This is a genomic window from Pseudomonas sp. LBUM1653, assembly GCF_059716115.1.
Genome location: NZ_CP166803.1, coordinates 3,472,324 through 3,499,315, shown reverse-complemented (window position 1 = coordinate 3,499,315; position 26,992 = coordinate 3,472,324). Strand labels below are relative to the sequence as shown.

General features: G+C 59.6%; 14 protein-coding genes. 10 read left to right on the top strand and 4 right to left on the bottom strand.

Annotation, left to right across the window (positions count from 1 at the left end):
- Positions 1–10: 10 nt before the first annotated feature.
- The 3 genes from ACA054_RS15790 to ACA054_RS15780 are packed head-to-tail and all read right to left on the bottom strand — an operon-like array spanning position 11 to position 4,424.
- On the bottom strand, positions 11–1,339 hold the full coding sequence (locus tag ACA054_RS15790) for a TolC family outer membrane protein (RefSeq protein WP_497690209.1): 1,329 nt from the start codon (positions 1,337–1,339) through the stop codon (positions 11–13).
- Position 1,340: 1 nt separating this feature from the next.
- Entirely contained in the window at positions 1,341–2,681 is a 1,341-nt protein-coding gene (locus ACA054_RS15785) for an HlyD family type I secretion periplasmic adaptor subunit (RefSeq protein ID WP_497690208.1), read from the bottom strand.
- Between the two features lie 6 nt (positions 2,682–2,687).
- Positions 2,688–4,424, bottom strand: a complete 1,737-nt coding sequence (locus ACA054_RS15780) for a type I secretion system permease/ATPase (RefSeq protein WP_497690207.1) — start codon at positions 4,422–4,424, stop codon at positions 2,688–2,690.
- A gap of 679 nt (positions 4,425–5,103) precedes the next feature.
- On the opposite strand from ACA054_RS15780, the gene ACA054_RS15775 reads away from it, so the two are divergent.
- From ACA054_RS15775 to arsJ, 10 genes are all read left to right on the top strand, one after another.
- The gene (locus ACA054_RS15775) at positions 5,104–17,739 is read left to right on the top strand and encodes a peroxidase family protein (protein ID WP_497690206.1); all 12,636 of its coding nucleotides are present in this window, start codon (positions 5,104–5,106) and stop codon (positions 17,737–17,739) included.
- 188 nt (positions 17,740–17,927) lie between these two features.
- Positions 17,928–18,098: a hypothetical protein gene (locus ACA054_RS15770; RefSeq protein ID WP_497690205.1), complete on the top strand. Its 171-nt coding sequence runs from the start codon at positions 17,928–17,930 to the stop codon at positions 18,096–18,098.
- Between the two features lie 345 nt (positions 18,099–18,443).
- A complete protein-coding gene (locus ACA054_RS15765; RefSeq protein WP_497690204.1) occupies positions 18,444–18,857 on the top strand; it encodes an arsenate reductase ArsC in 414 nt (137 codons plus the stop codon).
- A gap of 8 nt (positions 18,858–18,865) precedes the next feature.
- Positions 18,866–19,228: a metalloregulator ArsR/SmtB family transcription factor gene (locus ACA054_RS15760; RefSeq protein ID WP_030131004.1), complete on the top strand. Its 363-nt coding sequence runs from the start codon at positions 18,866–18,868 to the stop codon at positions 19,226–19,228.
- A 35-nt stretch (positions 19,229–19,263) separates the two neighbouring features.
- The gene (locus ACA054_RS15755; protein ID WP_497690203.1) at positions 19,264–19,734 is read left to right on the top strand and encodes an arsenate reductase ArsC; all 471 of its coding nucleotides are present in this window, start codon (positions 19,264–19,266) and stop codon (positions 19,732–19,734) included.
- A gap of 17 nt (positions 19,735–19,751) precedes the next feature.
- Positions 19,752–20,825: an ACR3 family arsenite efflux transporter gene (gene arsB / locus ACA054_RS15750; protein WP_497690202.1), complete on the top strand. Its 1,074-nt coding sequence runs from the start codon at positions 19,752–19,754 to the stop codon at positions 20,823–20,825.
- Positions 20,818–21,534 carry an arsenical resistance protein ArsH gene (gene arsH, locus ACA054_RS15745; RefSeq protein WP_497690201.1) on the top strand — a complete coding sequence of 239 codons (717 nt, stop codon included), beginning with the start codon at positions 20,818–20,820 and terminating at the stop codon, positions 21,532–21,534. The genes arsB and arsH overlap by 8 nt, the downstream gene beginning before the upstream one ends.
- A 10-nt stretch (positions 21,535–21,544) precedes the next feature.
- Positions 21,545–22,057 carry a cyclin-dependent kinase inhibitor 3 family protein gene (locus ACA054_RS15740; RefSeq protein WP_497690200.1) on the top strand — a complete coding sequence of 171 codons (513 nt, stop codon included), beginning with the start codon at positions 21,545–21,547 and terminating at the stop codon, positions 22,055–22,057.
- A gap of 23 nt (positions 22,058–22,080) precedes the next feature.
- Complete coding sequence (locus ACA054_RS15735) at positions 22,081–23,085, top strand: ArsJ-associated glyceraldehyde-3-phosphate dehydrogenase (protein ID WP_497690199.1); 1,005 nt, start codon at positions 22,081–22,083, stop codon at positions 23,083–23,085.
- A gap of 9 nt (positions 23,086–23,094) precedes the next feature.
- Positions 23,095–24,315, top strand: coding sequence for an organoarsenical effux MFS transporter ArsJ (gene arsJ / locus ACA054_RS15730; protein ID WP_497690198.1), 1,221 nt, complete (start codon positions 23,095–23,097; stop codon positions 24,313–24,315).
- Between the two features lie 172 nt (positions 24,316–24,487).
- Here the strand turns inward: arsJ and ACA054_RS15725 are convergent, their stop codons facing one another.
- Positions 24,488–26,983, bottom strand: a complete 2,496-nt coding sequence (locus ACA054_RS15725) for an arsenate reductase (azurin) large subunit (protein ID WP_497690197.1) — start codon at positions 26,981–26,983, stop codon at positions 24,488–24,490.
- Between the last annotated feature and the right edge of the window lie 9 nt (positions 26,984–26,992).

Below are 26,992 nucleotides of genomic sequence, written 5' to 3'. Positions count from 1 at the left end.
CAGGAGAAAGTTAGTTGAGGACCAATAGCTCCGGGCCGAGGTATCTGTTGATCTGGTCGATATCGTCGTCGCCCAGACTACCCACCGAAGAGGCCAGGCGCAGGCGCGACATCAAATAGCGCAACTTGGCCTCGAACAGATCGTGGCGCGCAACGAAGAGTAGTTCTTCGGCGTTGAGGACGTCCGAGTTGGTACTGGTGCCCCCCTCTTTGAAGCCCTTGCGCGTCGAAATCAGTGAGCGCTCGTTGGACACTACTGCCTTCTCCAGCGCGCGAACACGTTTGGCGCCACTCTGTACACCGTTATATTCACGGGTGGTTCCGGAGATGACCTCCTGGCGCGTGGCGTCGAGTTCGTCCTGGGCCTTGTAGCTATTGGCACTGGCCTGGCGTGTCAGTGCGCTGACGCCTCCACCGCTGAATAGCGGGACATTGACTTCCAGCCCGATAGAGCTGTAGCGGTTGCGTTGATTCAACTCGGAGATTGACTGGCTATCGCCCGCCGTGTAGCCGGCAACGAAATCCAGAGTTGGCCAGTGGCCGGCCCTGGCGCGCTTTACTTCTTCTTCGGCGAGGTTGCTGCTATGACGGCGCGCAAGGATCAGCGGGCTATCGGCCTGGGCTTTGACCAGCCAGTCCTGCAGGTTGCTCGGTAGCAGCGGTGGTGTATCGAAGCCCGGCTGCAAGGTGGTCAGCGATTCGGGAGGTTCACCGATATATTCCTCCAGCTTGCGGCGCGCGTTGACCAGGTTGTCCTGCGCTTCGATCAGTTCGGCCTCGGCGAGGTCGCGGCGAGCGACCGACTCGTCGATGTCGGTGACGGTGCCGGCCCCCAGCTCCATGCGCCGTTTCGCCGAGGCGAGTTGCTCATCGAAGGCGCTCAGCTTGGACTTGGCCAGGATGATGGTTTCGCTTGCCAGGAGCACGTCGAAATAGCTTTCGGCCAGGCGCACCGCGGCGTCCTGACTCTTGGCATCGAACACCGCGACGCTGTAGTCGGCACGCTGCTTACCCTGGCGGTACTCGGCCATCTTCTGTTTGTTGAACAGTGGCTGGCGCAGGCGCACGTTAGCGCCCTTGGAGTCGTAGTCGAGATCCCTGTCGATGCTGTTCTGACGTTGGGTGCCATTGACCTTGTTGTCGTAGGCCGAGGCATTGATCTGCGGTAGCAGGCCGGCCATGCCGATGGCGCGGTTTTCCTCGCCGGCCGCTTTTTCATGCACGGCGGCGCGGTAAACAGGACCTTGGTACTGCAACAGATCCCAGGCTTGTTTGAGGTCCATGGCGCTGGCCGGCAGGGACAGCCCCAGCAGGCAGAAGAGTATGCAATGACGGTCCATTTCATTGTTCCTTGAAGGAGCTGTCCACACGCTCGAGCATCGGTTTGAGTAGATAGCTCATCAAGTTGCGCTCGCCGGTCTTGATGGTGACGCTGGCGGGCATACCGGGGCGAATGTGATTGCTGCCAAGCAATCTCATGCCATCGGATGTGACTTCCACCTGGGCCAGATAGAACGGTTGCTTGCTTTCCTCGTCGAGCAGGCGGTCGGCGGAGATGGTCTTCACGCGGCCGGGAATGTTTGGCGTCTGGGCATGGTTGAAGGCCGGGAAGGCAATGTCCACGGGCAGGCCGGGAACCATCTTGTCGATGGCCTGCACGGGAATCATCGCGTCGACTTGCAGCGGTTCGTTGACCGGAACGATTTCCATGATCTTGAAGCCGGGCTGAATGATCCCCCCGACTGTGGCAATGCTCAGGGACAGGACCATGCCATCGATGGGCGACCGAATCACCGTGTGGGTCACTTCATAGTCCAGCGCGCGCAAGCGGTCGGCCAGGGTGGTGTTTTCCTTGGCGGTGTCAGTCAGCTGCGATTCGACTTCCTTCAGGTAATCGTGCTGGCGCTGCAGGATGCGCAACTTGATTTCGGTGGCCTGGCTACGTACGCGAGCGATGTTGTTGAGGTTCTCGGCCTGGCCGGCAGACAGGTCGGCGTTGCTGCGTTCCAGCTCAAGCAAGCGGTTGCGCGGCACATAGCCTTCGGCCGCCAGAACGCGGGTGCCTTGCAGTTCCTGGTTGAGGAAGTTGATTTGCGAGGCGCGGGCGCCATAGACCTGCTGCAGGCCCTTGAGCTGCACCGTCGACGCGGCCAGGTTTTCCTCCAGGATGCTGATTTCACCCGCGAGACCGGCGCGCCGGGTGTCCAGCAGGCGCTGTTGCAGGTCCATGGCGGCCACCAGGCGCTGGTCATTGCCGAAGCGCTTGAGCAACTCTGGATCGAATTCCACCACATCGCGGGCGTCACGTTCCGCTTCCAGTCGGTTTTCCACCGTCTTGCTGACGATGTACTGGGCGCCAACCGCACCCTGTTCGGCAGCGGCACGTAACGAGTCGAGGCGGACCACTTCCTGGCCTTTTGTCACCACATCGCCTTCGCGAACGAGTATGGCCTCCACGGTGCCACCGCTCAGATGCTGCACGGCTTTGCGATTGCTGGTGACTTTGACCGTGCCTGTCGCTACTACCCCGGCATCCAGCGGCGCCAGCCAGGACCACAGGAGGAAGCCGCCGAAGCCGGCGAGCACCAGCCACACGCCCCAACGCGCGGGTTTACCGACGTCCAGGTCTACCACGCTCCTGGGATCGGCTTGAATCATCTCGGTGTGTTGGCTCAATTGCATGATCGGTCACTCCCGTGCTTTGACGGAGGCCAGCGGGGTCGGCGCGCCTGCAGGCATCACACTGGCCTTGCGCAGCGCTGCGAATACTTCATCGCGCGTGCCGAGCATCTGCACGCCGCCGTCACGCAGCATCAGCACCTTGTCGACGGCACAGAGTACGTTGGGACGGTGGGAAATCAGAATGACGGTGGCACCACGACCCTTGAGTTCGGCCAGGGCATCGACCAAGGCCTTTTCGCCGAGGTCGTCGAGGTTGGCGTTCGGCTCATCCAGCACAATCAGATTGGGCTCGCCATACAGCGCGCGGGCCAAGGCGATGCGTTGCTTCTGACCACCAGACAGCGGGCTGCCATCGGTACCCAGGCGGGTGTCATAACCCTGCGTAAAGCGCAGGATCATCTCGTGCACACCAGTGATCTTGGCGGCGCGAATGACCGCATCGCTGTCCACTTCGCCAAAGCGCGCAATGTTGTCGGCGATGCTGCCCTCGAACAGCTCCACGTCCTGTGGCAGGTAGCCGAGCCAGGGGCCAAGTTCGCCCTTGTTCCAAGTGAATATGTCCGCGCCGTCCAGGCGCACCTTGCCGGCCTGCGCCGGCCAGACGCCAACCAGCAGACGGGCGAGGGTGGATTTGCCCGAGGCGGATGGGCCGATAACGCCAAGGCTTTCGCCGGGGACAAGACTGAAGCTCACCCCGCGCAGAATCGTGTTGTTGGTACCGGGGGCACCGGCATACACATTCTCCACCGCGAGCATGCCCAACGGACGCTGCAGTGGCATGCTCGGTGGCCGGCGCGGATAGTCGTGCAGCATCTCGTTGAGCCGGCCCCAGGCCGACCGGCAGCCGAGCAGTTGCTTCCATGACGCGATGACCTGTTCCACCGGGCCCAGTGCGCGGCCGGTGAGGATCGAGCAGGCAATCATCATCCCCGGGGTGATTTTGCCTTCGATCGCCAGCAGTGCGCCGGCGCCGAGGATCAGCGACTGCAAAGTGATACGCACGAAGCGCCCGGTGCTGCTGATGATGGCGGCGCGGTCGGAGGCCAGGGTCTGCATTTCCAGTATGCGCAAATGGCTTTGGAACCAGCGCTTGCTGATCGACGGCAGCATGCCCATGGCCTCGATGACCTCGGCGTTGCGCAGGTTGTTGTTGGCGTAAGTGGCGGAGGAGAGGGCGGCCTGATTGGCTTCGGCCAGCGGCTTTTGCGTGGCCTTTTCGGTGAGATAAGCCAGGCCCACCAGGATCAGCGAACCGATCAGCGTGAGCAGTCCCAGCAGCGGGTGGATCAGATAGGCGACCAGCAGGTAGATCGGCGTCCACGGTGCATCGAAGAAAGCGAACAGGGCATTGCCGGTGAGGAACTGCCGAACCTGCGAGAGATCTTGCAGGGCCTGGGCCGGATTGCCTCCGGCGCGGCTCAGGTTGCGCTCGAAGGCGGCGGTGAAGATACGCCGGTTGAGGTCCATATCGAGGCAGTTGCCGACCCGGATCAATACGCGGGTGCGGACCATTTCCAGCGTGGACATCAGCAAGAACAGCCCGATCACCAGCAAGGTCAACATCGTCAACGTTGTGACGTTGCGACTGACCAAGGCCCGATCATAGACCTGCAGCATGTACACCGCTGGCGTCAACATCATGACGTTGATAACGCCACTGAACGCTGCCAGCGAGTAAAAACTGCGGCGCAGGCGAAATATCGTGTCGGCCAGTTCTGAGCGGGTGCTCGACTGCTTTTGCATCTGAGTCCTCCCTCACCGAAAAGCCTGTTGCCCTAGCGGCGCACCAGCTACCGGTAAATGTAATTGACTATCAAGTAGATGTAGCTCCCCAAGTAACTCTTCGACACAGGCAGTGGTTATCTTGGCAATTCACATGCAGCAGCGTAGGTGGCGTTTGTTTCTCTAGCGATACACTTTGAAATAACATTTTGCTCTATTAGTGCTTAGCATTATCTATATATCGTTTAATAACAGCTAGTTGGCAGGTCAAATGCCGGTCGTCTGTTTTTGCGGCATAATATTGACAGTTTTTTGCTATGGAACTTTAGTCATGTTGGGAGATCGCCCGCGGGACGCCAGCCAACACTTTGGCAATGCAAGGCGCGGTGATTGTCCTGAAGGAGCAAACATGTCGATCATTTCGTTCTCTTGCACGGAGCTGTTCAGGAAGTTCGCTTCGACTTCCAGATGCCATGGCCCACCTCCGGCTAGGGATCGCTCTGCCTAATCGCTCAGCGAACAATTCATTTCGCGAATTCCAGGCGCGCATTTCCGGGCGCCGGGGGACGGCTTTGCCTAACCCACGCCTGCGCTCGCCATACAACTGAACCAATGAACTACGCAAGCCAGCACCTGACTGGGCGTGGGAGGATTTTCTCGTCCCGTGCCTTTCCCCCAGAGAGAACGAGGACGATAAAAAATGGCCAATTTCAACAAGTCGGACCTGGAATTCATACTCAAGCAAATCTTCATCGCAGAAGCGCATGCCAATGGCACCAGCCTCATTGATTTGCTCCCTAACAGTCAGGTGCCATTCGGTCTGCGAACCGTCGATGGCAGCTACAACAACCTGGTCGCCGGGCAAACCGAGTTTGGCGCCGCGGACAATTCCTTCCTGCGCCTGCTTGATGCCCAGTATCGAGCGGCCTATGCCGCGTCAGGGAATGTGGTCGACCCGCAGCCACGCATCATCAGCAACCTGATCGTGGACCAGACCGCCAATAACCCGGCCGCGGTTGCGGCGAACGGCGGGGCCACCCCGGTGATCAGTCCCGGGCTGGATGGCGTGTTTGGCACGGAAGACGACAAGGAAGTGTTCTTCATCCCCAACCAGTCGCCGGACGTCGGCCTGACTGCCAGCTTCAACTCGTGGATGACCTTCTTCGGCCAGTTTTTCGACCACGGCCTGGACCTGCTCACCAAGAGCAGTACCGACATCGTGTTTGTACCGCTGCAGCCGGACGATCCGTTGTTCGTACCGGGCAGCCCGACCAACTTCATGGTGCTGTCACGTGCAGTGCGTGCCGCCGGCGCGGACGGAATAGTCGGCACTGCCGATGATGGCCAGACCAACACCACCTCGCCGTTCGTGGACCAGAGCCAAACCTACAGCTCGCACCCCTCGCATCAGGTGTTCCTGCGCGAGTACGCCCTCAACGCGGCGGGCGACCCGATTGCCACGGGGCGCTTGATTACCAACCGCGATCTCGGCGCCGATGGCAAGTTCGGCACCTCCGATGATGGCAATGGCGAAAATGGCGGCATGGCGACCTGGGCGGTGGTCAAGGCCCAGGCCCGTGACATCCTCGGCATCAACCTGACCGACGCCGATGTGCACAGCGTGCCGCTGCTGGCAACCGATGCGTATGGCAACTTCATCCGAGGGCCGAGCGGCATGCCGCAGGTGGTGATGCGCGTCAGCAACGGTGCTGACGGTACTGCCGGTACGGCGGATGACGTCACGCAACTGGTCGAAGGCAACCGGGATACTCCGATCAGCCTGGCCAACGCCGTGAGCACTGGGCATGGCTTCCTCGACGACATCGCCCACAATGCTGCGCCGGTCGTCGTCGGCGGGGTTCTGCAGGCGGATGGCGACACCGATGTCGGCAACGCGCAGCTCGTTGGCAATGCCGGCAACAACCTGACCTATGACAACGAACTGCTCGATGCCCACTACATTGCCGGCGACGGCCGGGTGAACGAGAACATTGGCCTGACCGCTGTGCACCATGTGTTCCACGCCGAGCACAACCGCCTCGTCCAGCAAACCAAGGACACCCTCCTTGCCGCTGGCGACCTGGCCTTCCTCAATGAGTGGCTGGTGGTCGACGTGACCGCGATACCGACTACACCCGCCGGGATCGCGGCGTTGGTGTGGGACGGCGAACGCCTGTTCCAGGCCGCCAAGTTCGGTACCGAGATGCAGTACCAGCACCTGGTGTTCGAGGAGTTCGCGCGGACCATTCAACCGCAGGTCGACGAATTCCTTGCCCCCAACGGTTATGACACCTCGATCAACCCGGCCATCCTTGCCGAGTTCGCCCACGTGGTGTACCGCTTCGGTCACTCGATGCTGACCGAAACCGTCGATCGCTTCGACCCCGAGTTCAATCCGCTCCTTACTGACCCGAACAACCCGGACTCGCAAATGGGGCTGATCGCGGCCTTCCTCAACCCGCTGGCGTTCGCCGGCAGCGGAGCGACCTCGGACGAAGCGGCAGGGGCGATCATTCGCGGTGCGACCCGCCAGGTCGGCAATGAGATCGACGAATTCGTCACCGAAGCGTTGCGCAACAACCTGCTGGGTCTGCCGCTCGATTTGCCGGCCCTGAACCTGGCGCGCGGTCGCGACACCGGCATCCCCACGTTGAATGAAGCGCGCCGTGAGATGTACGCAGCCACTGGCGACAGCCAACTCACGCCGTACATCAGTTGGTCTGACTTTGCGGACCACCTCAAGCACCCTGAATCCCTGGTCAACTTCATCGCCGCTTTCGGCACCCACAGCGCATTGATCGCGGCCGATGTGGATACGCTGGTCGAGATGCGTGCGGTCGCTGCGGCCCTGGTGTTCGGCGGCAGCGCGGTGATCAACGCAGGTACTGCCAATGAGCGTACCTTTACCGCCAATCTGGCCGATCGCGTGGCATTCCTTAACAGTTCAGGCAATTACGCCATGGTCAATGGCGTCACCACCACCGGCGTGGACGACATCGACTTCTGGGTCGGTGGCCTCGCCGAGCAGAAAATGCCGTTTGGCGGGATGCTCGGCTCGACGTTCAATTTCGTGTTTGAAACCCAAATGGAGGCGTTGCAGAACGGCGACCGCTTCTACTACCTGTCGCGCGTCGCAGGCCTGAACTTCGGCACCGAGCTTGAGAACAACTCCTTCGCCAAGCTGATCATGCTCAACAGCGATGTCACCCACCTGTCGAACACGGTGTTCCTGACGCCGACGTTCACCCTCGAAGTGAATCAGGCCAATCAGTTCACCAACCTTGGTGTGGACGGCAAAGCCGATCCAACCGGCGGCCTCATGATCGACGGCGTGGAAATCGTCAAGCTGGTGGTCCGCAACAACCCCGACACCCCCGGCACAGACAGCAATTATCTGCGGTACAACGGTGAAGACCACGTGGTCCTGGGCGGCACCGCCGGCAATGACATCATCATTTCCGGTGACGGTGACGACACCCTTTACGGCGACGGCGGCAACGACCGCCTCGAAGGCGGTGCCGGCAACGATGCGGTACTGGGCGGCGCGGGTGATGACATCATCACCGACTCGTTCGGCGACAACCGTCTGGAAGGTAATGCCGGTAACGACGTGATCATCGCCGGTAGCATGCTGGCTGGCGGCAACCTGATCCTGGGGGGCGATGGCCAGGACTTCATCATCACCACCGAGGACGTCAGCACCACCTTCGGCGGTCAGGGTGATGATTTCATCCTCGGCGCCAAGACCAACCTGCCAGCTACCGGCAACGAAGGCGATGACTGGATCGAAAAAGGCACTCAGGACGGCGCGCCTGGCGATAACGCCTCGCCGTTGCTCAATGACGATGTGATCGGCAACGATATCTTTATCGGCGGTGGTGGCTTCGACGAAATGATCGGCGAGGGTGGCGATGACATCTTTGTCGGCAGCGATGCCCAGGACAATATGGACGGCATGTCCGGTTTCGACTGGGTGACCCACAAAAATGACAGAGTCGGCGTGACCGTCGACCTGACCATGGCCGAGCTGGCACAGCCACACGGCAATGCGCCAAACCAGAACAACGGGGTGTTCAATCCGGTCGGCGCCTCGCCGGCCTCGATTCTCGACCGTTTTGCCGAGGTCGAAGGCTTGTCCGGTTCGAAATTCGCCGATGTGCTCAAGGGCGATAATGTTGATGCAGACACTATCATCAACCACGGCGGTACCACGGGCAGTGCGCTGACCAATGTGGCGTTGATCCGCGGATTGGCGCAGTTCCTTGCCGATGCCGGGCTGCCGACCACCGGCTTTGCCACGGGCAACATCATCCTTGGTGGCAATGGCAGTGACTTGATCGAGGGCCGCGGTGGCGATGACCTGATCGACGGCGACAAATGGCTCAACGTCAGGATTGCCGTTTATGCCCCGGGTGATGTCAACCATACCGGTCCCGAGATCGCCAGCTTCGACAGCATGGTCGATATGATTCCGTTCATGCTGGACCGCACCTATAACCCGGGTCAACTCAAGGCCGTGCGAGAAATCCTGCCCGGTACCTCTACTGGCGGGGCGGCCTTCGATACCGCGATCTTCTCCGGGAACCAGGCCGATTATGTGGTGACGCGCGACGACCGTGGCACGCTCAACGTGGCGGACGATGTCTGGACGGTGGCGGATACCGAAGCGGGTCGCGACGGCACCGATACCCTGCTGCATATCGAACGCCTGCAGTTCGCCGATGGCCAGCAAGTGCTGCTTTCGGGGCTCAATGCACAACCGGTTGGCAGACCGACCATCGCCGATGGCAACGGCGGCGCGATTACGGTGGGCGACATGCTGACCGTCAGCGTGGCCGGGGTGAGCGACGCCAATAACATCGGGGGCAGTCTCAACAACTCCTCGGTGTCCTACTACTGGCAATTCGAGTCGGATCCAGGCAGCGGCGTTTTCGAGGACATCATCCTCTTGCCCGCTGGCGACCTGGCGTTCCAGAGTGCCGACGGCACCTCGTTCAAGGTCTCTCCTGACCTCGCCGGGTTGTCGTTGCGGGTCAAGGCGATCTACCAGGATGGTCATGGCACGACTGAAATGGTGTTCTCACAGCCGACTGCCGTGGTGGCTGCCGGCGCTCCGGTCGTGCCGACGGCACCAACACCCGTGGCCGATGCCACGGCGGGTGGCGAGGGCCTTCACATGGTCCGCTCCGACCTCAACTTCATCCTTGACCAGATCAGGATTGCCGAGGCTGACGCGGCCGGTCAGGACATCCTCTCGCTGATCCCGAACATCCGTGCGCCATTGGGCCTGCGTTCGGTCGACGGGTCGAACAACAACCTGCTGAACCTCAACGGCAACAACCACACCCAGTATGGTGCCGCCGACAACACCTTCCCGCGCGTGTCCGATCCGGTCTTTAATCCGGCGCAAGGTGCGCCTGCCGGCTTCTTCGGCCCCGGTTCGCCGGCCATTCCGGGTACGTCGTATGCACAGAACAGCGGCGCTGTGTTTGACTCGCAGCCGCGCACCATCAGTAACCTGATCGTCGACCAGACGTCGAACAACCCGGCGGCCTATGCCACGGCTTACGACCCGGGTGCGAACGGTCATCTCGACTTCGGCGTAGTGGGTAGCGGTAACGACGACGTGCTCAAGGATGGCGTACGGATAGTCGCCAGCCCTGGGATGGATGGTCAGTTCGGTACGAGCGACGACCACGATGTGTACCTGTTCGAGAACACCGCGGCGGATGCGGGATTGTCCGCGCCGTTCAACGCCTGGATGACCTTCTTCGGGCAGTTCTTCGACCATGGCCTGGACCTGGTGACCAAGGGCGGTTCAGGCACCATCTATATCCCGCTGCAACCGGACGATCCGCTGTATGTGCCAGGCGGCCACACCAACTTCATGGTACTGACCCGCGCGACCAACCAGCCAGGGGCGGATGGCGTGCTCGGCACGGCCGACGACATCCATGAGCACACCAACACCACCACGCCGTTCGTGGACCAGAACCAGACGTACAGCTCGCACCCCTCGCACCAGGTGTTCCTGCGCGGATACGTGATGACGGATGACGGCCCTAAAGCGACCGGCAACCTGATCACTAACCGTGACCTGGGGCTGGACGGCAAGTTCGGTACCACAGACGACACTGAAATCGGTGGCATGGCGACCTGGAAGGTGGTCAAGGCGCAGGCGCGTGACGTTCTGGGCATCAATCTCACCGACGCCGATATCGACAGCGGTCCGCTGCTGGCCACGGACGCCTATGGCAACTTCATCAAGGGGCCGAACGGCTTCCCGCAGGTTGTCATACGGCTCAACAACGGGCTGGACGGCATTGCCGGCAACGCCGACGACGTCACGACCCTTGTCGAAGGCAATCCGGCCAACCCGGTCAGCCTCGCGAACGCGGTACGCACCGGCCATGCCTTCCTCAACGACATCGCCCACAACGCTGTGCCGGTGGTCGCCGGCGGGGTTCTGCAGGCGGATGGTGACGCCGATGTCGGCAATGCGCAGCTCGTTGGCGATCGCGGCAACAACCTGACCTACGACAACGAACTGCTCGACGCTCACTACATCGCCGGCGACGGCCGGGTCAACGAGAACATCGGCCTGACCGCGGTGCATGCGATCTTCCACGCCGAGCACAACCGGCTGGTCGCGCAGACCAAGGACACCGTGCTCGATTCAGGGGACGTAGCCTTCCTCAACGAGTGGCTGCTCACGCCGGTGGCTGCCTTGCCAGCGAACCAGGCTGAGATCGATGCGTTGGTGTGGAACGGCGAGCGCCTGTTCCAGGCGGCCAAGTTCGGCACCGAGATGCAGTACCAGCACCTGGTGTTCGAGGAGTTCGCGCGGACCATCCAGCCCCGCGTTGACCTGTTCTTCGCACCGACCCAGGTCTATGACGTCGACCTCGATGCCTCGATCGTCGCCGAGTTCGCCCACACCGTGTACCGGTTTGGCCACTCGATGCTGACCGAGACCGTCGATCGCTACGACGTCAATTTCGACGTGATTGGCGATCCGAACAGCACTAACCCCGATCAACAACTGGGCTTGATCGCGGCGTTCCTCAACCCGTTGGCCTATGCCGCCAGTGGCGTGACGCCAGAAGATGCGACCAGTGCGATCGTGCGTGGGGTGACTCGGCAAGCCGGTAACGAAATCGACGAGTTCGTCACCGAGGCGCTGCGCAACAACCTGCTGGGCCTGCCGCTCGACCTGCCGGCGATCAACATCGCCCGTGGCCGCGACGTGGGCATTCCCTCGCTCAATGCGATTCGCCGTGACATCTACAGCCAGACCGGAGATACCCAACTCAAGCCGTACAGCAGCTGGGTCGACCTGGTGCAGCACCTCAAGCATCCGGAGTCGTTGATCAACTTCATCGCGGCCTATGGCACCCATGGCACGATTACCTCAGCAACCACTTTAGAAGCCAAGCGCGCCGCGGCGATGTTGCTGGTATTTGGCGATGGGAATGTTAACGAGCCATCTGATCGCCTGGACTTCCTCAACGGCACCGGCACCTGGGCCAACGTAACGCGGGCGGGCAAGGATGGGGTCCTCGGGACTGCCGATGACTTGAAGGGTGTGACGATCACCGGGGTCGACGCCATCGATCTATGGATCGGCGGCCTGGCCGAACAGATAACGCCGTTTGGTGGCATGCTCGGTTCGACCTTCAACTTCGTGTTCGAGAATCAAATGGAGAAACTGCAGGACGGCGATCGCTTCTACTATCTGGAGCGTACCTCTGGCCTGTCGATGAATGCCGAGCTGGAAAGCAACTCGTTCGCCAAGCTGATCATGGCCAACACCTCGGCCACGCACCTGCCGGGCCTGGTGTTCTCGGACCCGGGCTTCTATCTGGAAGTGGACAAGTCCAAGCAGTACAACGATGGCCTGGGCAATGCCGATCCGCTCGACGAAAACGGCCATCAGGTCGTGTTCCGCGACAACCCGCTGACGGCGGGGCCGGACAGCAACTACATCCGGTACTCGGGTGATGAGCACATCGTGCTGGGCGGTACCAACAGTGCAGACATCCTCATCGCGAGTGAAGGCGATGACACCGTCTGGGGTGACGGCGGCAACGACCGCATCGAAGGCGGTGACGGCAACGACCAACTGCGCGGTGGTGCCGGTGACGACATCATCAGCGATATGGGCGGCGACGATAACATCCAGGGTGGCGACGGCAACGACGTGCTGCACGGTGGTAACGGCGTCAACCTGATCATCGGCGGGTTCGGCAATGACTTCATCGTGACCGGTGAGGACGCCTCCGAAGCCATTGGTGGCCAGGGCAACGACTTCATCCTGGGCAGCAAGGCCAACGAACAGGACATGGGTAACGAAGGCGACGACTGGATCGAGAAGGGCACGTCCGACGGTGCACCTGGCGATAACTTCGACCCGCTGGGCAACGACCCGATCATCGGCAACGATGTGTACATTGGCGGTGGCGAGAACGACAAGTTCAACGGTGAAGGCGGCGACGACATCATGGTCGGCAGTCTCGGCCTCGGTGATCGCTATATCGGCGGCTCCGGCTATGACTGGGCGACCTTCAAGGATCTCGCCCAGGGCGTGAGCATCGATATGAGCGACCGCTTTTTCGATGTACCGCTGGTACCGGGCTCGGGGGCCTCGGCGCTGGTGCGTTTCGACATCATGGAAGGTCTGTCGGGTTCAGCGCACGGTGACTTCCTGCGCGGTGACAACGAAGATGCCGCATCGCTACCTGGCGCGGGTGCAACCGGCAGTGTGCTGACCAACATCAACCTGATCGACGGCCTGGCGGATGTGCTGCCGGCCGGAGCGACGTTCTTCGACGGCGGCAACATCATCCTCGGTGGCAGCGGCAGCGACCTGATTGAAGGTCGCGGTGGCGACGACATCATCGATGGTGACAAGTGGCTGAACGTACGCATCAGCGTACGGGCAAACATTGATGGCACCGGCCCGGAAATCGCCACGTTCGACAGCATGGAGCCGCTGGTTCCGTTCATGCTCAACGGTACGTACAACCCGGGTCAGTTGATCATCAAGCGGGAGATTCTGACCGGCAATGACAGCTTCGACACCGCGGTGTACTCCGGTAATTCGTCGGAGTACTTCGTCTCTGTCGAGGGCAATACTGTCATCGTGACCGACCTGGTGGCGGGGCGTGATGGTGTCGATCGCCTGACAGGCATCGAGCGTCTGCAGTTCTCTGACCTGGCGCAGTCGTCCGGCGTTGGCACCGCCTTGAACGAGGGCCCATCGGGTCATCTGGCGATCCTCGATAATGCTACCGGTCTGCGTGACGATACGCCTGTGGCCGGCCAGTTGCTGCGCGTCAGCGATCGGGCGGTACACGACGCGGACAACGTAAGCGGGGGCAATCTGACCGGCGCGGTAACCGGTGCGGTGGCTTACTACTGGCAGGTGGAAAACATTCCTGGCACGGGCATCTATGAAGACATCACCGTTGTCGACGCCGGCGAAGCTTCGCGGGCGACCGGCACCACCTACCGGGTGGCGGACGATGTGGCGGGCCTGAACATCCGCGTCCGGGCGGTGTATCAGGATGCCAAGGGCACGCTGGAGATCGTCGACTCGGCGGGGAACAGCGCACCGACAGTAGGGCCGACCGTTATGGGGATTTTGGCGCAGAACCAGGTGTTGACCGCTGACCCGTCGAGCATCATCGATGCTGATGGTCTGAGCAATCCGCAGTTCACCTATCAGTGGCAGGCGACCAACGGGGTCAGCTTCGTCAACATCGCCGGCGCTACAGGTAGCACGTTTACGCTGACTCAGGATCAGGTCGGCGATCAGGTGCGCGTGGTGGTCAGTTACGTGGATGGCTTCGGTGTGGCCGAAAGCGTTGCGTCCGACCCTTCGGACCCGGTGGCCAACGTCAACGATGCACCGACAGGCGCGTTGCTGATCAGCGATACGACACCGGAACAAGGGCAGGTGCTGACCGCGCTGACGGCCGGGATTGCCGATGTGGATGGGCTGGGCACCTTCAGCTACCAATGGCAGCAAGGTACCGGCGCTTCCTTCACCAACATCAACGGCGCGACCGCTGCGACTTTCACCCCTGGTGGCGCGCAGGGCAATCTGCAACTGCGGGTGATCGTGCGCTACACCGATGGCTTCGGCACGCTGGAGTCGGTGACCTCTGCGGCGACGGCGCTGGTGCCGCCTGGCGTGATACTTACGGGGGACGCTGGGGCGAACACCCTCACGGGCGGCACGGGTGACGATGTGCTCAATGGCCTGGGCGGGAACGATACGCTCAATGGCCTGGCGGGTGCTGACCTGTTGTTGGGCGGCACTGGCAATGACATTCTCAACGGCGGAGCCGACAACGACGTCCTCAATGGCGAGGACGGCAACGACACCCTCAACGGAGGAACCGGCGCGGATGTCATGAATGGCGGTGCCGGCAACGACACCTTTGTGGTCGACAACGTCGGTGACACCGTCACCGAGGCGGTGGGTGGCGGTACCGATCTGGTGCAAACCACTCTGACCAGCTACGTGCTCGGTGCCAACGTGGAGAACCTGACCTATACCGGTGCCGGTAACTTCACCGGTACCGGTAATGCGCTGGCCAACACCCTCACCGGCGGGGTCGGCAGCGACGTCCTCAATGGCGGGGACGGCAACGACATCCTCAACGGCGGGCTCGGCGCGGATGCCATGAATGGCGGTGCCGGCAACGACACCTTTGTGGTCGACAACGTCGGTGACACCGTGACCGAGGCGGTGGGTGGCGGTACCGATCTGGTGCAAACCACTCTGGCCAGCTACGTGCTCGGTGCCAACGTCGAGAACCTGACCTATACCGGTGCCGGCAACTTTACCGGTACCGGTAATGCGCTGGCCAACACCATCACCGGCGGGGGTGGTAACGACGTCCTCAATGGCGGTGCGGGTGCTGACCAGTTGGTGGGGGGAGCTGGCAACGACACCTACGTCGTCGATGCAGTCGCGGACGTGGTGGTCGAGGTGGCGGGTGGCGGTACGGATACCGTGCAGACGTCGCTGGCCAGCTACACCCTGGGTGCTGATGTCGAGAACCTGACCTATACCGGTGCCGGTAACTTCACCGGTACCGGTAATGCCCTAAACAACATCATTACCGGCGGGGTCGGTAACGACATCCTCAACGGCGGGCTCGGCGCGGATGCCATGAATGGCGGTGCCGGCAACGACACCTTTGTGGTCGACAACGTCGGTGACACCGTCACCGAAGCGGTGGGTGGTGGTACCGATCTGGTGCAAACCAGTCTGGCCAACTACCTGCTCGCTGCCAACGTGGAGAACCTGACCTATACCGGTGCCGGTAACTTCACCGGCACCGGTAATGCCCTGGCCAACACCATCACCGGCGGGGGCGGTAACGACGTCCTCAATGGCGGCGCGGGGGCTGACCAGTTGGTGGGGGGAGCCGGCAACGACACCTACGTCGTCGATGTAGTCGCGGACGTGGTGGTCGAGGGGGCGGGTGGCGGTACGGATACCGTGCAGACGTCGCTGGCCAGCTACACCCTGGGTGCTGATGTCGAGAACCTGACCTATATCGGTGCCGGTAACTTCACCGGTACCGGTAATGCGCTGGACAACACCATCACCGGCGGGGTCGGCAGCGACGTCCTCAGTGGCGGTGCCGGCAACGACACCCTCAACGGCGGGCTCGGCGCGGATGCCATGAATGGCGGTGCTGGCAACGACACCTTTGTGGTCGACAACGTCGGTGACACCGTGATCGAGGCGGTGGGTGGCGGTACCGACCTGGTGCAAACCAGTCTGGCCAACTACCTGCTCGCTGCCAACGTGGAGAACCTGACCTACACCGGTGCCGGTAACTTCACTGGCACCGGTAATGCCCTGGCCAACACCATCACCGGCGGGGGTGGTAACGACGTCCTCAATGGCGGTGCGGGTGCTGACCAGTTGGTGGGGGGAGCCGGCAACGACACCTACGTCGTCGATGTAGTCGCGGACGTGGTGGTCGAGGGGGCGGGTGGCGGTACGGATACCGTGCAGACGGCGCTGGCCAGCTACACCCTGGGTGCCAACGTCGAGAACCTGACCTATATTGGCGCCGGTAACTTCACCGGTACCGGCAATACCCTGGCCAACACCCTCACCGGCGGGGTCGGTAGCGACGTCCTCAATGGCGGCGACGGCAACGATGTCCTCAACGGTGGGCTCGGCGCGGATGTCATGAATGGCGGTGCCGGCAACGACACCTTTGTGGTCGACAACGTCGGTGACACGGTCATCGAGGCGCTGGGTGGCGGTACCGATCTGGTGCAAACCAGCCTGGCCAGCTACCTGCTCGGTGCCAACGTCGAGAACCTGACCTATACCGGTGCCGGTAACTTCACCGGTACCGGTAATGCGCTGGCCAACACCCTCACCGGCGGTGCCGGTAACGACGTCCTCAATGGCGGCGCGGGTGCTGACCGGTTGGTAGGGGGCGCCGGTAACGATACCTACGTCGTCGATGCAGCCGCCGACGTGGTGGTCGAGGTGGCGGGTGGCGGTACGGATACCGTACAGACGGCGCTGGCCAGCTCCACGCTGGGTGCCAATGTCGAGAATCTGACCTATACCGGAGTTGGCAACTTCGTTGGCAACGGCAACGTGTTGAACAACGTCATCACCGCAGGAGCAGGTAATGACACCCTCAGTGGTGAGAGCGGCGATGACATCCTCATCGGCAACGGCGGTAACGACACGCTCAATGGCGACCTCGGTAACGACCAACTGTTGGGTGGCATTGGCACGGATACCCTGAACGGTGGCACTGGCGATGACAGCCTCGACGGCGGTGACGGGGACGACGTAATGAATGGTGACACAGGCAACGATTCGCTGCTGGGCGGGCTGGGTAATGACAGCCTCGATGGCGGTACCGGCAACGATCTGCTGCAGGGTGGCGATGGCAACGACACGTTGCTCGGGGGTATCGGTAACGACACATTGTTGGGTGGCATCGGTAATGACTTTATCGATGGCGGTACCGGCAACGACACGGTCACAGGCGGTGCCGGCAACGACACGATGGTTGCCAGCATTGGCAACGATGTCTTCCTGTTTGCAGCGGGCTTCGGGACCGATCAGATCACCAGCTTCGATGCCAACCCGGCGGGAGGCCAGGATCGGCTCGATATTTCCGCTTTCAACATCACTGCTGCAACCTTTGCCGGCAGCGTCACTATCGCCGATGTCGGTGCGGATACCATGGTCAGCTTCGGAGGAGCTGACACCATCCGCCTGGTAGGTGTGGCCGACGCAACAACCGTCACTGCCACAGACTTCATTCTGGCTACTTGAGGTCCTGATCGATATTGTCGCAAGGAGCATGGACAGAGGAGGGGAGGACACTGGATGTCCTCCCTTTTTTTATGCATTGATCAGGCGCACTTGATATCTGGTGTTGACGTTCATTCGGACAACTGACGTGTGCATAGATCTGCACATATAGTCATCCGCTAGAGGCCGGTATTGTCCGCTCAAAAGCATTGATCGTTTGCACTGGCGGACTCAATCAGCCGTTCATCCCTGCATTCATTCAGGGACTGGGGAGTTTTCGCGGGCAACGTTTACACAGTGCTGATTACCGAAATGTCGACGGCTTCAGTGATCAACGAGTTGTGGTCATAGGTGCTGCCAACTCAGCTGTACTGGGCTGATGGGCAGCACACTGACGTGGACAGTTTGGTTTTCCCGACCGGGTTTCGTCCGAACCTTGGTTTTTTGGCAGGTCTGCACGTGGCGGGCAATGAAAGCCTGACCCAACGCAACGGGAAGGCGGAGCACGTGAGTTGCAGATTCATTACAAAAACCATATATACGATGTCGCAGGTATTTGAAGAGGCCCGGCAAGCGATTTACGTGCCTAGCGCTGAAATACAGGGCCTTCATTGAAGGTGGCCGGCGGAATCCAATCACTGTGATGGTTAATCTGTCGTTGAATCTTTACATCGCATACGGAAAGTCATATATTTGTTAAGCCGCATATGAGCTGAGGCTTCACAATGACCAGCAAATCCCGTGTCCTGTTCGTCTGCACCGCCAACACTGCACGCTCCCAGTTGGCTCAAGCGTTGCTGAGACATACCGACTCAGAGCATTTCGAGGCATTCAGTGCCGGCACAACTCCGACTCAGGTAGATCCGCGTACCTTTGAGGCGCTCTCACACATCGGTGTGAGCAGCGAAGGATTACGCAGCAAGTCGATAGACGAGTTTCGTGGTGAGCGTTTCGATTACGTCATCACCTTGTGTGATAAAGCCGCAGCGCAATGCCTGTCTTTACCGGGAGTCGGTGAGGCATTGGCCTGGAGTTTTGAGGACCCGATCACCAGCACCAAACCCGATGCCTTCCGTCACACCCTTCACGAAATTCATGAGCGCATCAAGATGTTCGTCTTGGTCAAAAACAAACACTGAGAAACGATATGGCTGACCATCTGACACCGACCACTGTTTTCAAATGCCTGGCTGACGATACTCGGGTCCGCACGATGATGCTCATCACCCGTGAAGGGGAGCTATGTGTTTGCGAGCTGACCTGTGCGTTGAACGAGAGTCAGCCAAAAGTCTCCAGACATCTGGCGCAGTTGCGCAGTTGCGGTTTGCTGTCGGACCGTCGGCAAGGCCAATGGGTGTATTACCGACTGCACCCAAATCTCCCAGATTGGGTCCATCAAGTACTCACCACTGTGCTCGAAAGCAACAAGCATTGGTTGAGCCCTGACGCCAAACGCCTTGATGAAATGGGCGACCGTCCTGAACGGGCACTGGCCTGCTGTGAAAGCTAAATCGCCGATTCCGCCTTCGACTACGAGATCGCTCGATGAAAATCCTGTTCCTCTGCACTGCCAATAGCTGTCGCAGCATCCTTTGTGAAGCGGTCTTCAATCACTTGGCACCGCAAGGCATGAAAGCCTGCAGCGCTGGCAGTCAACCCAAAGGCAAAGTGCATCCGCTGAGTCTCAAGACTTTGGAAAGCGCTGGTATGTCGACGCTTGGGCTGTTCAGTAAGTCCAGCGATGTCCATGTGAATTTGGCACCTGATTTCGTCATCACGGTGTGCGACAAGGCTGCCGGCCAGGCCTGTCCGGTATTTTTCGGGACGGCCACCAAGGCCCATTGGGGACTGGCTGATCCTTCGGAATACCACGGGACTCAAGAAGAAATCGAGGCGGCTTTTGAAGCCACCTTGGAGCAGATCAAAACCCGTATCGAAGCCTTCCTGGCTTTACCGCTATCCCAACTGAGTGCCGAACAGCTCAAGGCAGAGCTGGCCCTGATTGGCACGCTGTAATCACAAGAGCAATGATCATGAGTAAAAGCCGCCTTTCCTTCCTGGACCGTTACCTGACGCTATGGATTTTTCTCGCCATGGTCCTGGGCATCGGCCTGGGGAGTCTGTTCGAAGGCTGGCCGCAGTGGCTCAACAGTCTTTCTGTGGGCACAACCAACGTCCCCATCGCTATCGGCTTGATCGTGATGATGTATCCGCCTCTGGCCAAGGTTCGTTATGAGGAACTGCCGGAGGTCTTCAAGGACAAGCGCATCCTCGTTTTGTCTTTGCTCCAGAACTGGGTCATCGGCCCGGTGTTGATGTTCGCACTGGCGATCATCTTCCTTCGAGACCAACCGGAATACATGACGGGCCTGATCCTGATCGGCTTGGCGCGTTGCATCGCGATGGTGCTGGTCTGGAATCAGATCGCAGGTGGCAACAATCAGTACGTCGCCGGATTGGTGGCGTTCAACAGCATCTTCCAGATCCTGTTTTTCAGTGTGTATGCCTGGGTCTTCCTCGGTCTGCTGCCGCCGCTGTTCGGGTTGGAAGGCAGTGTGATTGAGACCAGCTTTGTCAGCATTGCCGAGTCCGTCCTGATCTACCTGGGTGTGCCGTTTCTGGCGGGTTTCCTGACCCGCAGGATCCTCATCGCCCGTAAAGGTGAAGCTTGGTTCCAAGAGCGCTTCATTCCGAAGATCAGCCCGCTGACGCTGGTGGCACTGCTGTTGACCATCGTGGCCATGTTTAGCCTCAAGGGCGACGTGGTGCTGCAATTGCCATTGGATGTATTGCGCATCGCGATTCCGCTGACGATCTACTTCGTGGTGATGTTCTTCATCAGCTTCTGGATGGGCAAATTGCTCAAGGCTGATTACCCACGCACCACCGCACTGGCTTTCACAGCCGCGAGCAACAACTTCGAACTGGCGATTGCCGTGGCCATTGCCACCTTCGGTCTGGCTTCCCCGGTCGCCTTCGCCACGGTGATCGGCCCCCTGGTGGAAGTGCCGGTACTGATTTCCCTGGTCGGTGTAGCCCTTTGGCTGAAACGCCGCTGGTTCGATGAATCCAAGAGCGCCGTTGCGCAGGACAAAGACTATGTTTGATGACCATATGCCCCAACTCGATACCGAACTGATTGATCTCCCATCGACAGACAAGCTCGGTATCGCAAAGACCTGCACCCACAAGCCGCGCATTTTGCTGCTGTACGGGTCGACCCGTGAACGCTCCTTCAGTCGCTTGATGGTGGAGGAGGCCGCTCGACTGCTGGAGCACTTCGGCGCCGAGGCGCGAATCTTCAATCCGTCAGGCTTGCCGCTGCCAGATGACGCACCCGACGTTCACCCACGTGTGAAGGAACTGCGTGACTTGGTGTTGTGGTCCGAGGGACAGGTCTGGTGCTCTCCAGAACGTCACGGGGCCATGAGCGCAGTGTTCAAAGCGCAGATCGACTGGGTGCCACTGGCGATGGGCGCAGTACGCCCGACCCAGGGCAAAACCCTCGCCGTCATGCAGGTGTGCGGTGGCTCGCAGTCGTTCAACGTGGTCAACCAGCTGCGAGTGCTGGGGCGTTGGATGCGGATGTTCACCATCCCCAACCAATCCTCCGTGCCAAAGGCCTATATGGAATTCGACGACAACGGCCGGATGAAACCTTCTCCGTTCTACGACCGCGTCGTTGATGTGATGGAAGAGTTGGTGAAATTCACGCTGCTGCTTCGCGACCGTCAGGACTATCTGGTTGATCGTTATTCCGAGCGCAAAGAGTCGGCGGAAGAACTCATGAAACGTGTCAATCAGCGCTCCATCTGAGGATTTCACCGTGCAACTACACCCTTATTCCGTGCTGCCTCTGGCACAGTTCAATGGCCAATTGATCTTCACCCCGTGCCCAGGCACGAAGGGCACCCGAACTTTCGAAGCGCTGCAAACCCTCAAGGATGCAGGGGCGTCGGCGTTACTGACGCTGATGCCAACCGAGGAGTTGCTTCAGAACGAGATCGACCTGTTGCCCGAAGAGTGCCAGATGCTCGGCATCGAGTGGTTTCACCTGCCCGTAGAAGATGATCAAGCGCCTGGCGAAGCATTCAAAGCCGCATGGGAGCAGCACCATCCACGACTCAAGCAGCTGCTGACCGAAGGGAAAACCATCGCCATTCATTGCAAGGGCGGCTCGGGCCGTACCGGTTTGGTCGCCGCTCAACTGTTGATCGAGAGCGGTATGCCATTCAGCGATGCCATCCGCGATGTTCAGTCGTTGCGTCCACGCGCCATTCAGCATCCTGCCCATATTGAATACATCGGCCAGTTCGACCCTCAGTCGAACTCCCTCTGACAACAGATACAGAGCACAACAACATGGCTATCAAAGTTGGCATCAATGGTTTTGGTCGGATTGGTCGCCTCGCTCTGCGAGCAGCCTGGAGCTGGCCAGAGTTTGAATTCGTGCAGATCAACGATCCGGCAGGCGATGCAGTAACCCATGCGCACCTGATCAACTTCGACTCTGTGCATGGTCGTTGGTACAACGAAGCCAGCGCAGAAGGCGATCAGGTGGTGATTGGCGGCAAGCGCATCAAGGTGACCGCGAACAAAGCGATTGCCGATACCGACTGGTCGGGTTGCGATCTGGTGATCGAGGCCAGCGGCAAGATGAAAACCGTGGCGGTGTTGCAGGCTTACCTCGACCAAGGCGTGAAGCGTGTGGTGGTCTGCGCTCCGGTGAAGGAAAAAGGCGCGCTGAACGTCGTCATGGGCGTCAATCATCAGCTGTTCAATGCGGCGGAACATCGCATCGTCACCGCTGCTTCGTGCACCACCAACTGTCTGGCGCCGGTGGTGAAAGTCATCCACGAAAAGCTGGGTATTCGCCACGGTTCGATCACCACCATCCATGACCTGACCAATACCCAAAGCATCCTCGATCAGCCACACAAGGATCTGCGCCGTGCGCGTGCCTCCGGCATGAGCCTGATCCCAACCAGTACGGGTTCGGCCACCGCCATTGCCGAAATCTTTCCGGAGCTGCGTGGGCGTCTGAATGGTCACGCGGTACGCGTGCCGCTGGCCAACGCTTCGCTGACCGACTGTGTCTTCGAGGTCGAGCGGGCAACCACTGTCGAGGAGGTGAATCAGTTCCTCAAGGACGCCTCCGAGAACGAGCTGAAAGACATCCTCGGCTTCGAGGAACGTCCACTGGTGTCCATCGACTACCGCACAGATCCACGCTCATCAATCATCGATGCGCTGTCGACCATGGTCATCAACGGTACCCAGGTCAAACTCTATGCCTGGTACGACAACGAATGGGGCTATGCCAACCGCACTGTCGAACTGGCCAAAATGGTCGGTCTGGCAGTCTAAGGAGCGGTCATGAAAGCGTTGTCAGCCCTCGCTCCGCAAGTGCGGCAGTACCTGCTCGTCACGGGCAACTACTGGGCCTTCACCCTCACCGACGGCGCCTTGCGCATGTTGGTGGTGTTGCACTTTCACGCGTTGGGCTACAGCCCACTGCAAATCGCGGCATTGTTTCTGTTCTACGAACTCTTTGGCGTGATCACTAACCTGGTGGGTGGTTATCTCGGTGCGAGGTTGGGCCTGAACCGGACCATGAACATCGGGCTGGGCATGCAGGTCGCAGCGCTGCTGATGCTGACAGTGCCCTCGGCCTTGTTGACCATCCCATGGGTGATGGGTGCTCAGGCGCTGTCGGGGATTGCCAAGGACCTGAACAAGATGAGTGCCAAAAGCTCCATCAAGCTTCTAGTGCCTGATGGGCAGCAGGGCAAGCTCTACCAGTGGGTGGCCGTCCTCACCGGTTCGAAGAACGCACTCAAGGGTGTTGGTTTCTTCCTTGGTGGGGCCTTGCTGGCATTGATCGGCTTCAAAGGCGCCTTGCTGGCCATGGCGGGTGTTCTGGCGCTGATCTGGATCAGCAGCCTGATCCTGCTGAAGAAGGACCTGGGCAAAGCCAAAGCCAAGCCTAAATTTCGCGACATCCTGTCCAAGAGCCGGGCGATCAATATCCTCTCAGCGGCCCGAATGTTCCTGTTCGGCGCTCGCGATGTCTGGTTTGTGGTGGCCTTGCCGGTTTACTTGAGCAGCGTGTTCGGCTGGGACTTCTGGCAAGTTGGCGGCTTCCTTGCGGCTTGGGTGATTGGCTACGGAATTGTGCAATCCTTCGCGCCCAACATCACCGGCAAGAAACGTGGGCACGTACCGGATGGTCGTGCGGCATTTTTGTGGGCACTAGCACTGGCAGGGTTGCCCGCGGCCATTGCGCTCGGGCTGAACACTGGTTTGTCGCAGCAGATGGTACTGCTCGGCGGATTAATGGTCTTTGGCGCGCTGTTCGCCGTGAATTCGTCGCTGCACAGCTACCTGATCGTCTCCTACGCCAAGGAAGACGGCGTGTCGCTGGACGTGGGGTTTTATTACATGTCGAACGCCATGGGGCGACTGATCGGCACGGTACTCTCCGGCTGGGTTTATCAGGTGTATGGGTTGAGCGCGTGCTTGTGGATATCGAGCGCCTTTGTCCTGCTCGCAGCACTGATTTCTATCGGGTTACCCAGGCATGCCGAAGGTTCGTGATACTTTTTGAAGGCTACTCAACTTCAAGAGCCAGCGACTGGTTGAATCCACACCTGGTGCTAGCAACCTGTGTTTGGGCAAGGTGAACGCCTTCAAGTGGACGTAACGCCCAGCCCCATCCCACGCGATGCAGGTGGGAAGGGGGCTCGGCATCTGGTTAACGATTTTGCTGTTAACCGACCGCGATCACGTTAAACCGGCGCGACTTGAAGCTGATCGTCTCTTTGAATTCCTCCACCTGACCAATTCGCCGGATACTCGCCCATGTCCCTTTGTAATAGGGCACCACATTGCGGTCGGTCCATGGCGTAGTCAAATCTCCCATCACACCGTTGAAATGGCCGAACTGCATAAAGGTTTGATTCCGTTTGATGTCAGGCTCCAGATAGGCCAGTGCGTAGGACGAACCGTAATCGTTGAACACCTCGACCACGTCTCCGGACTTAATAGCCAACGCTTGGGCATCGTCGGGATTGATCTCCAGATAAGCCATCGGCACGCGCCGCTGTACAAAATCGTTGTATTGGTCGTGGTAGAGCGTTTGCCACACTTCGTTGATACGTCCATTGTTGACCCAGAATTGGTGTTTTTCCTTCTGTTCTGCCACCGGTTTCGGCAATCCGGGCCATGTTGCTGGCTTGAACTCTGCTTTGCCGTCCGGCGTGTCGAATTTGTAATCGGTGTAGAGCATTTCGGTGCCGATCAGTTTGCCGTCTCGGTATTCTTTTGTGGGTAACTGGACACCATTGTTGCCCATGGCTTTCAGCCGCTCGTAGGTGACAAGATTGCCTGTGGTCCCGCCCTGACTATCGATTGGGCCAGCGCCGGGTTGGCCAGCCATACGGAAGCCGTCATTGAAGGCGTCCTCCTCGCTATTCCAGTCGAACCCTGCAAAGCGCGCCGCCATGTCCTGTTTTCCTTCGTCCGTATACATCTGTCGAAGGGTGTTAGCGATAGCCGCTGCGATCAGGCAATCGGCTTTCGCCGAACCGGGAGGATCCATGAATTTTTGTGAAAGGCGCATCCGCCGTTCCCCGTTCATCGAGGTGAGATTCATTTCACCCGGATGGGTTGCCGGCAGCATCACATGGGCGGCTTCTGCCAGCTTGGTGGGGTAGAGGTTGATATTGGCGAGGAAAAGCCCGCCTTTGTTTTTTACCGCGTCGTATACCGCGTCCACCATCTGCGCGGTTGTACCGCCGCGAACGCTGGCCATGGCCTCCCTGACAATGCTGGCGCGTTTCAGGATGACCGCACGATGCTGCTCAGCATTCAACGTGGTCTGGAACGGGTTGGCTCCCCAAGCCGTGTACATCATTCCCTTGCCGTTGATGATCTCCTGATCCACATAGATCTTGGTATTGCCTGGATAAGGGGGGCGTGTGTAACCCTCCTGATGCCCACCCATGCGCACCACCCCCGTACCTCGTCGCCCGACGTTGTGGGTGGCAAGCACCAGGTCGACCAAAGCAGACTGGATGAGGTAGTTGTCATTGCCCCAGATGATCCCTTTTTCGTAGGCGTGCATGGCATGGGGGCGATGACCAGAGGCCTTGGGTTTGTAAGCCCATTCGGCTGCTTGCTTGAGCTTGTCCACCGAGACCCCGGTAACGCGACTGGTTTCTTCAAGCGACATTCGATTGGCTTGAAGTGCCTGGTCAAACGCTTTGGTATGGGCCGCGATAAATTCCTCGTCATGCCATTTTTGATCAACTACGTAGGTTAGTAGTCCATTGAACAGAGCGATATCCGTGCCCGGTTCGATATCCAGGTGCAGCACGTTGTCCTTACCGGCTGCTTGCTCCGCTATAGCGATGGTCGGTGTCCTGCGAGGGTCGACAAAAATCACCTTGGCTGGAGCAACGGTTTCTCCAGGAAAACGCTGCTTACGCTTGTCGAGCGTCTGCCCCTGCAAATTGGGCAGCCAGTGCGCCAGGAAGTAGTTGGTTTGGGTTTCGTATGAGTTGCAACCGATGGCAACAATAACGTCGGCCAATTCGGCATCTTCATAACTGTTGTTGAGTTCTCCGATGCCCATCTCGCGTGTGGCGTGGCATTCGGAGTTATAGGCGGGGCGATTGTGGATGCGTACCAATGGCGTTTGCAGTGCGGTGAACATCAGCTTGCCGGTGCCCCAGGTATTCTCGAATCCGCCTCCCGCGCCTCCGTGATCGAAGCAGTCGAAGGCGAGCGAGGCAGGCCCATCATTATCAAGAATCTTTTTAGTCACCGCGGCGTAAAGCGCCAGTGCATCATCCCAGCTGGTATCCACCCACTGATCAGCCACATAAACGCGTGGGCTGCGTAACCGCTCCTTGCCTACGCCATCGGGGTTGTACATGACCTTGGCCAGTTGTCCCCCTCGCGTGGACGAGAGTCCTTTATTAACTTCGCATTGTTTGTCCGGCACGATCATGATGTTGTAGCGCTTACCGTCCTTGTCGGTAATCGTGTTCTGCATTGCCGGCGTCATGATGATGGCCATGGGGGGTAATTGTTTGCGAAAGTCGAGCCCTAGCGCGTTCTCATCGGGTGCTCGTCCACCTTCCTGATTTTCCGGCCATTTGTACACGTGATAGCCACAACCCACGATGCAAAAGTGGCATGTCAGGTTGGTCTTTTGGGCATCTGTCGGAGGCAGTGCCATACGATCTTTGTTGGTTGCCATTTTTAATCT

Coding starts and splice junctions, on each gene's coding strand:
- ACA054_RS15790 (WP_497690209.1), bottom strand. CDS start 1,339: ATGGACCGTCATTGCATACTCTTCTGCCTGCTGGGGCTGTCCCTGCCG.
- ACA054_RS15785 (WP_497690208.1), bottom strand. CDS start 2,681: ATGCAATTGAGCCAACACACCGAGATGATTCAAGCCGATCCCAGGAGC.
- ACA054_RS15780 (WP_497690207.1), bottom strand. CDS start 4,424: ATGCAAAAGCAGTCGAGCACCCGCTCAGAACTGGCCGACACGATATTT.
- ACA054_RS15775 (WP_497690206.1), top strand. CDS start 5,104: ATGGCCAATTTCAACAAGTCGGACCTGGAATTCATACTCAAGCAAATC.
- ACA054_RS15765 (WP_497690204.1), top strand. CDS start 18,444: ATGACCAGCAAATCCCGTGTCCTGTTCGTCTGCACCGCCAACACTGCA.
- ACA054_RS15760 (WP_030131004.1), top strand. CDS start 18,866: ATGGCTGACCATCTGACACCGACCACTGTTTTCAAATGCCTGGCTGAC.
- ACA054_RS15755 (WP_497690203.1), top strand. CDS start 19,264: ATGAAAATCCTGTTCCTCTGCACTGCCAATAGCTGTCGCAGCATCCTT.
- arsB (WP_497690202.1), top strand. CDS start 19,752: ATGAGTAAAAGCCGCCTTTCCTTCCTGGACCGTTACCTGACGCTATGG.
- arsH (WP_497690201.1), top strand. CDS start 20,818: ATGTTTGATGACCATATGCCCCAACTCGATACCGAACTGATTGATCTC.
- ACA054_RS15735 (WP_497690199.1), top strand. CDS start 22,081: ATGGCTATCAAAGTTGGCATCAATGGTTTTGGTCGGATTGGTCGCCTC.
- arsJ (WP_497690198.1), top strand. CDS start 23,095: ATGAAAGCGTTGTCAGCCCTCGCTCCGCAAGTGCGGCAGTACCTGCTC.
- ACA054_RS15725 (WP_497690197.1), bottom strand. CDS start 26,983: ATGGCAACCAACAAAGATCGTATGGCACTGCCTCCGACAGATGCCCAA.